The sequence below is a fragment of the Ferruginibacter sp. genome, from assembly GCF_031430955.1.
Taxonomy (GTDB): Bacteria; Bacteroidota; Bacteroidia; order Chitinophagales; family Chitinophagaceae; genus Ferruginibacter.
Window position 1 is genome coordinate 1 of record NZ_JANPCM010000292.1, and the last position, 6,785, is coordinate 6,785.

General features: G+C 35.8%; 6 protein-coding genes. 2 read left to right on the plus strand and 4 right to left on the minus strand.

The features are described from left to right. From ACY65O_RS08225 to ACY65O_RS08240, 4 genes are all read right to left on the minus strand, one after another. On the minus strand, window positions 1-320 hold a 320-nt coding region (locus tag ACY65O_RS08225; protein WP_462220374.1), incomplete at its 3' end, for a hypothetical protein. A gap of 297 nt (window positions 321-617) precedes the next feature. Further along, window positions 618-1,436 (minus strand): PhzF family phenazine biosynthesis protein, encoded by an 819-nt coding sequence (locus ACY65O_RS08230; RefSeq protein WP_462220375.1) that lies wholly within the window; start codon window positions 1,434-1,436, stop codon window positions 618-620. A 12-nt stretch (window positions 1,437-1,448) separates the two neighbouring features. After that, window positions 1,449-3,092: a M1 family metallopeptidase gene (locus ACY65O_RS08235; RefSeq protein WP_462220376.1), complete on the minus strand. Its 1,644-nt coding sequence runs from the start codon at window positions 3,090-3,092 to the stop codon at window positions 1,449-1,451. Window positions 3,093-3,114: 22 nt separating this feature from the next. Next, a complete protein-coding gene (locus ACY65O_RS08240; protein WP_462220377.1) occupies window positions 3,115-5,493 on the minus strand; it encodes an alpha-ketoacid dehydrogenase subunit alpha/beta in 2,379 nt (792 codons plus the stop codon). Between the two features lie 132 nt (window positions 5,494-5,625). Between ACY65O_RS08240 and ACY65O_RS08245 the strand changes: the two genes are divergently transcribed. Both ACY65O_RS08245 and ACY65O_RS08250 read left to right on the plus strand, forming a co-directional pair. Beyond that, complete coding sequence (locus tag ACY65O_RS08245; RefSeq protein ID WP_462220378.1) at window positions 5,626-6,099, plus strand: DUF1573 domain-containing protein; 474 nt, start codon at window positions 5,626-5,628, stop codon at window positions 6,097-6,099. A 23-nt stretch (window positions 6,100-6,122) separates the two neighbouring features. After that, window positions 6,123-6,674, plus strand: coding sequence for a DUF1573 domain-containing protein (locus tag ACY65O_RS08250; RefSeq protein WP_462220379.1), 552 nt, complete (start codon window positions 6,123-6,125; stop codon window positions 6,672-6,674). Window positions 6,675-6,785: the final 111 nt, after the last annotated feature.

Here is a 6,785-nt window from a genome sequence, read left to right on the forward strand (position 1 = left end):
CCTGGCACAAAATCTGAAAAACTATTTACCTGGGCAACACCGGTTGATGGGTTGGTTGCAGGAATTACAGCAACATTTTTACTTGCTGAATTGTTATCTGCCGGTACAGTTTCTTCAGCATTTTTTTTTGTTTTCTTTGGTTTCTTTTTAAAAAGGCTGTCAATCGCCTGTTCTGTTTTATCAAAACCTTTGTCGATTGCCCGGTCAGTTTTATTGCTTGCCCTTTGGTTGGCTTTACCTTTTACCCTGTCTAAAACATTTTGAGCGGTAATATTTGAAATTAAAAAACTTGCTAACAGATAAAGTGATATTTTTTTCATACAACAGATTTATGGTAAGTAAATTTTTACATTACAGGTAACAATAGTTTTTTTTATACTGAAATGTTTTTCGATAAATAAAAAGAGATAGTGTAAAATTGGAGAATTAAGCAATACCGGTCAATTACACATTTGGGTGATATTGATTTTAAGGGAGAATGCTGTTTTGCAGTAATTTAATAGGGCAATAAGATGAGCTCCCTCCTAAACTTTTAAGAGTAAAATTATTACGTATAATAAACTAAAAGGGAAGATAATTTTAAAAATGGTGCACACGAAAATAAAAAGCGTATTTTTTTACACCTCTATCCCGCCTTTCATGTAGTAAACACAGTTACCACTCATGGCAACTCTATCTGCATTCAATTGCTCACAGAAAATTTCGCCGCCACGTTTGCTTAATTGCAGTGCATGCATTTTGTTTTTGGATAATTTTTCACTCCAGAAAGGAATGAGTTGAGAGTGTGCAGAACCTGTTACAGGGTCTTCATCTACACCTGCGCCAGGTGCAAAAAACCGGGATACAAAATCAACACGATCTAACGTCCCGTCTGACCGTGTACTGCCTGGTGCCGTAATGATCATTTTATCAATACTCTTTTTCATTAAAGAAAAATCGGGTACACAATTTTTTACTGCGGCTTCATTTAATAATTCCACCAGTATATCTCTGTGCTGGTAAACACCCACAATTTCAATATCACCTAAAATTTTAGATAAATCGCTGGGGTAAATATCCAACCGCTCTGGCTTCCAGCTGGGGAAATCCATTGTTATTAATTCGTCGTTTCTTTTAACTTTTAATATTCCACTTTTACTGCTGAATTTAATTTCTTCTTTTTTAAAATCTAACAGCTCAAACAATACATAGGCACTTGCCAGTGTGGCATGGCCGCATAAATTAATTTCCACTTCGGGTGTAAACCATCTTATTTCATAATCGGCATCTGCATTTGAAGCAGGCACAAAAAATACAGTTTCACTAAGATTATTTTCTGCTGCAATTTTTTGCATCAAATCTGTTTCCAGCCATTTTTGTAAAGGAATAACTGCGGCAGGGTTGCCGCCAAAGAGTTTATTGGTAAATGCATCAATTTGGTAGAGTGTAAGTTGCATATAAAAATATTATTAAAAATCATCCCTGGTAAAACTTCCCTTTTGGTTAAGCAGTTTAAATATTTTTTTCAAACTTTTACCTGCTGCTTCCTCCATTATTTTCCGAAAATCGTCAGGATAAGGGTGTTTAAATTTCCATTTCTCAAAATACATTTCAATACCCTTCTGGAAGTCTTCTTTTCCCATTTCCGTTTCAAGTAAATGCATCCACATTGCTGCTTTCATATAAACACTTCCTCCATATAATTCGTCAGTTTCATAAGCAGTGGCTTCTTTATCAATCTTATCTTCAATTTTAATTTGAGTGAAAGATTTGTAAATGACAGTTTCAAATTCAGGCACAGACAGTTTCAATAAATTTGAAGGGGTTGGTGGCAATATAGAATTTGCTTTATATTTTGTTGCTTCATATCTGTATTGAAAAAAAGTATTCATTCCTTCGTCCATCCATGCATGAAATCTCTCATTATTTCCTAATATTCCATAAAACCAGTTATGGCCAACTTCGTGGGTTATAATTGCATCAAGCAGTTCGTGGCTTGCATCCGGCTGTGTGATTAATGTTACCATTGGATATTCCATGCCTCCAGAACCGCTGTTTACTGGCCCCTCAACTGCATTTACTACTGCATAGGGATACTCTCCCACATTAATGGTATAAAATGAAACTGCATCTTTTACATAATTACAACTCATCATCCACTTGTCGATGCTTTCTTTATGATAAAATGTAAAAGCATCAACTCTTTTTTGAGTATACAATTTTAAATTATCGTAATTAATCACAAAGTTTGTATCGGCAAACCATGCAAAGTCATGGACATTTTGTGCAGAATAATGCAAGGTTTTTGTGAGAGAATTTTTCATAGGTTTATACCATTCCAATTTAGAAATGAGTTTGTTGTAATCTGATGAATCATTATTATTAATTGCAGTTTTTATTACAGCATAATTTTTAGCTCCAATTTCTTTATATTTTTCATATTCATCAGTATCCAATAAAGTACCAGTTGCAGCTACAACATAGTTTGCTGGTAAAGTTATATCAACCTTAAAAGAACCAAATTCACTATAAAATTCTCCTAAATCAAGATAAGGAATTGGATGCCACCCGAGCACATCATAAACTGCCGGTTTAGGATACCATTGTGTTATCATATGTTCGGCATTCTTAAATCCCAGTCTGGAAAAATAATCTGGCAATTTCACTTTGAAAGGGGTAGAAATAGTAATACTTCCTCCTGGTAGCAAAATTTCTGGCAACATAACTTTTACAATATCTCCAAATTCTTCATGAGGTATTGTTGTTGCCTTTTGATTATTTACTTTCCAATCCAATTCAGTAATAAATCCCATTTCTGTAACACTATCTACTTTTTCTTTTCTACTCTCTGAATTTTGTAATTGCTTAAAGAGGGCTGTATTTTTATCTTTGTAAGCATTAGGCCAAAGATGAAACCAAATAAAATTAAGTTTATCTGGAGAATTGTTTGTGTAAACAAGGCTTATCTGCCCTGCAAGTGTATGATTGCCTGTATTTAATTCTACTTGTATGTTATAATTCACCTCTTGTTGCCAGTAACTGTTTTGAGCAAGAGAGAAAAAGGTTGAAGATAAAAAAGAAAAGATCAAATAAATACCTTTAAAATTTTTCATAGAATTAAAATTATTTAAAAAATTATTCCGCCATCATTTCCTTCACCACCGCAACCACATCTTCTGCATTGGGCTTACTGAAATAATCCCCATCGCTGCCATAACTGGGCCGGTGAGCTTTACCTGTAATTGTTCGTGGAGCCACATCTAAATGCCTGTAACCTTTTTGTTCTTCCATTACTTTATTAAACATGTACGCTGCTGCACCGCCGGGTACATCTTCATCAATAAAAACAATACGGCTTGTTTTTTTAAGAGATTCAACTATGTTGTGATTAATATCAAAAGGCAATAAAGTTTGTACATCTATAACTTCGCAACTTATATTTAATTTTTCCAGGCGGTCTGCTGCATCCATTACAATACGCAATGTAGAGCCATAACTTACAAGCGTTATATCTTCACCTTCTTTAATAATTTCGGGAATACCTAACGGTACTGAATAGGCCAATAAATTAGAAGGCATTTTTTCTTTAAGGCGGTAACCATTTAAACATTCAATCATTAAAGCCGGATCGTTACCCTGCAGCAGCGTATTATACATACCAACCGCCTGTACCATATTGCGAGGCACACAAATGTACATACCACGTAAAGCATTAATCAGCATTCCCATTGGCGAACCGCTGTGCCAGATACCTTCGAGCCTGTGCCCTCTTGTACGTACAATAAGTGGACAACTTTGCTGCCCTACAGTTCTAAAATGTGTGGTACTTAAATCATCACTTAAGGGTTGCAGGCCATACAATAAATAATCAAGGTATTGTATTTCGGCAATGGGCCTTAACCCTCTCAAAGCTAAACCTATCCCTTGTCCCATTATAGTAAGTTCTCTAATACCGGTATCAAAAATTCTTTCTTCACCATACTTTACCTGTAAGCCACTGAAGCCCTGGTTTACATCTCCAATATATCCTACATCTTCGCCAAAGGCTACCACTTTTTTATTGGTCGCAAACAGTTCATCAAAATATTTATTCAATACTTCGTATCCGTTTACAGTTTTTGCATCATCATCATACCATGCTTTTATTGGCGCAACTTTTAAAGCCGATTTTGGGCCCTGGTTATACAGAAAAGTATTATACAATCCTGCATTAAGCTCTTTTAACTCCTGGTAATAATTTTTAATTGCTCCTGTTTTTTCATCATCAATAAAATCAATTGATTTTGATAAAGCCTTTAAAACATCACGCCGCATGGGCTCTCTATTAATAGTTAATTCATTAATGATATTTTTCAGGTCGGTATTATTATTGCCTGTTTGATTAAGCAGTTCAATTGTTTTGTTTACCTGTTGCTTTATTGGAGAAATGTATTTTTCCCATGCACTTTGTTTACCGGCTTTTACATATTCTTTAGCTTCGTCCTGTATGGCACTAAGCTCCTCCATTGTGGCTAAAGTATTTTCCACTATCCATCCCTTCATTTGCTTAATGCAATCCCATTCTTTTTCCCATTCTAATCTTTCAGGAGTTTTATACCTTTCGTGGCTGCCCGATGTGGAGTGACCCTGCGGTTGTGTAATTTCTTCTACATGAAATAATGCAGGCGTATGTGTTTCTCTTATTCTTTGTAATGCAGGCTCCAGCACTTCGCACATACCTGCATAATCCCATCCTTTTAAATTATAAATATCAATGCCATTGGTACCTTCGGTTTTTTGCATACCCGAAAGTGCCTCAGATATAGAAGCTTTTGTAGTTTGATATTTTTTAGGAACAGAAATACCATACCCATCATCCCAAACAAAAACAGCTAAAGGAATTTGTAACACGCCAGCTGCATTTATAGTTTCCCAAAAATGTCCTTCGCTGGTAGATGCATCGCCAATAGTACAAAAACAAATTTCGTTTCCGTTATTACTAAGATTTTTAAACTCTTGTAACCCTTCTGTTTTTCTAAATAATTTTGAAGCAAGCGCTAAACCCAAAGCCCGGGGCATTTGGCTGGCAGTTGGTGCCATATCGCTGCTGGTATTTTTTTGATCGGCAAGATTTAACCATTCCCCATTTTCATCTACATTCTTTGTTACAAAGTGTGCATTCATTTGCCTCCCTGCACTAAAAGGGTCATTCTCTAAATACGGATCGGAATACAATTGTGCAAAATATTGTTCTACATTAGTTATACCGCTTGCCAGCATAAAAGTTTGATCACGGTAATATCCTGAGCGAAAATCTCCGGGCTTAAAAAATTTTGCAGCAGCTACCTGTGCCACTTCTTTTCCATCTCCAAAAATGCCAAACTTGGCTTTTCCCGTGAGTACTTCTTTACGGCCAAGCAAACTTATTTCTCTGCTTATGCAGGCAAAACGGTAATCTTTTAAAACTTCATTTCGAAAGTTATCGAAACTGAGTTTTTCGTCTAAAGCGGTTTCATTGATGGCTGTATTTTGCATGTAGATGGTATATGATAAGGCAAAAATATAAATTATAGTGCAGCTTTGTTAATAATCTGCTAACAGGTTAACAATTTACAACCGAATTATCCGTTTTAGTATCTTTGGAATAGAAATTGAAAATAAAGAACTATGAAAAAAATAATTACACTGACCTTCATTTGTTTCTTAGCTGCTGGTGTAAATGCCCAGCAAACTACCGCAGCAGTTACGGGAGCTCCGGTTGATGCTAAGCCAGCAATGCCTGTTGAAACATTAATTTTAAAAGAAACCGAATTTAATTTTGGTAAAATCCCACAGGGCAAACCAGTTACGCATATTTTTGAAATTATCAACGGCGGTAAAGATTCGCTTAAAATTGTAAATGTTCAGGCAAGTTGCGGTTGCACTACTCCTGAATGGGAAAAAGACAAAGCCATTGCGCCGGGTGCTGCTGCCAAAATAACTGTGGGTTATAATGCTGCTGCGGAAGGTCCTTTTACAAAACCTGTTACTATTACTTACAATGGCACAGAAAACAAACAATTATTTATTAAGGGAGAAGTTTGGAAAACACCTGCAGCTTCTGCTCCTGAAAATAAGAGCCTGAATGATTTAAAAAATTAAACCACCATAAAAATAAAACAATAATGAAAAGACTGATTTTATCTCTTACGGCACTGGTAGTTACCGCTGCTGTGTTTGCACAAAAAAAGGCCGATGAGGTTGCTAAATTTGCAACCGAAACAGTTGATCTTGGAAAAATTAAACAGAGCGTTCCTGCAACAGCTACTTTTACTGTAACCAATATTGGTAAAGAACCATTAATTATTGAGCAGGCAAGCCCAACATGCGGTTGTACTATTGGTGATTATACCAAAGAACCCATTGCACCTGGTAAAAGCGGTACTATAACCGCAACTTACAATGCCGCCGCTGCAAACCATTTTGAAAAACATATGACAGTAAAATTTGCAGGTGTTGACGAGGTTAAAAGTATTACTTTAACCGGCGATGTTCTGAGTGCTGAAGATTATGCAAAGTGGAAAGGAGAAAATCCAGCTCCTGCTGCAATGGTAAAATCACAACCTGCTGCACCTGCTGCAAAAGCTACAACATCAGTAAAATCAGCATCTTTTCCTAACAAACCTGTTAAAGCTGTAAAAACAAAAAAAACAACTACAGCTACAGCTAAAGGGTAAATAAATTTCTTTCTACATTAAAAATAAAAAACCTTCTAAAAAGAAGGTTTTTTTATTTTAGAGAATCTAAAAAAGAATAGTTTCCTGACTTCATCATTTTCCCCTCAAAAA

Coding starts and splice junctions, on each gene's coding strand:
- ACY65O_RS08230 (WP_462220375.1), bottom strand. CDS start 1,436: ATGCAACTTACACTCTACCAAATTGATGCATTTACCAATAAACTCTTT.
- ACY65O_RS08235 (WP_462220376.1), bottom strand. CDS start 3,092: ATGAAAAATTTTAAAGGTATTTATTTGATCTTTTCTTTTTTATCTTCA.
- ACY65O_RS08240 (WP_462220377.1), bottom strand. CDS start 5,493: ATGCAAAATACAGCCATCAATGAAACCGCTTTAGACGAAAAACTCAGT.
- ACY65O_RS08245 (WP_462220378.1), top strand. CDS start 5,626: ATGAAAAAAATAATTACACTGACCTTCATTTGTTTCTTAGCTGCTGGT.
- ACY65O_RS08250 (WP_462220379.1), top strand. CDS start 6,123: ATGAAAAGACTGATTTTATCTCTTACGGCACTGGTAGTTACCGCTGCT.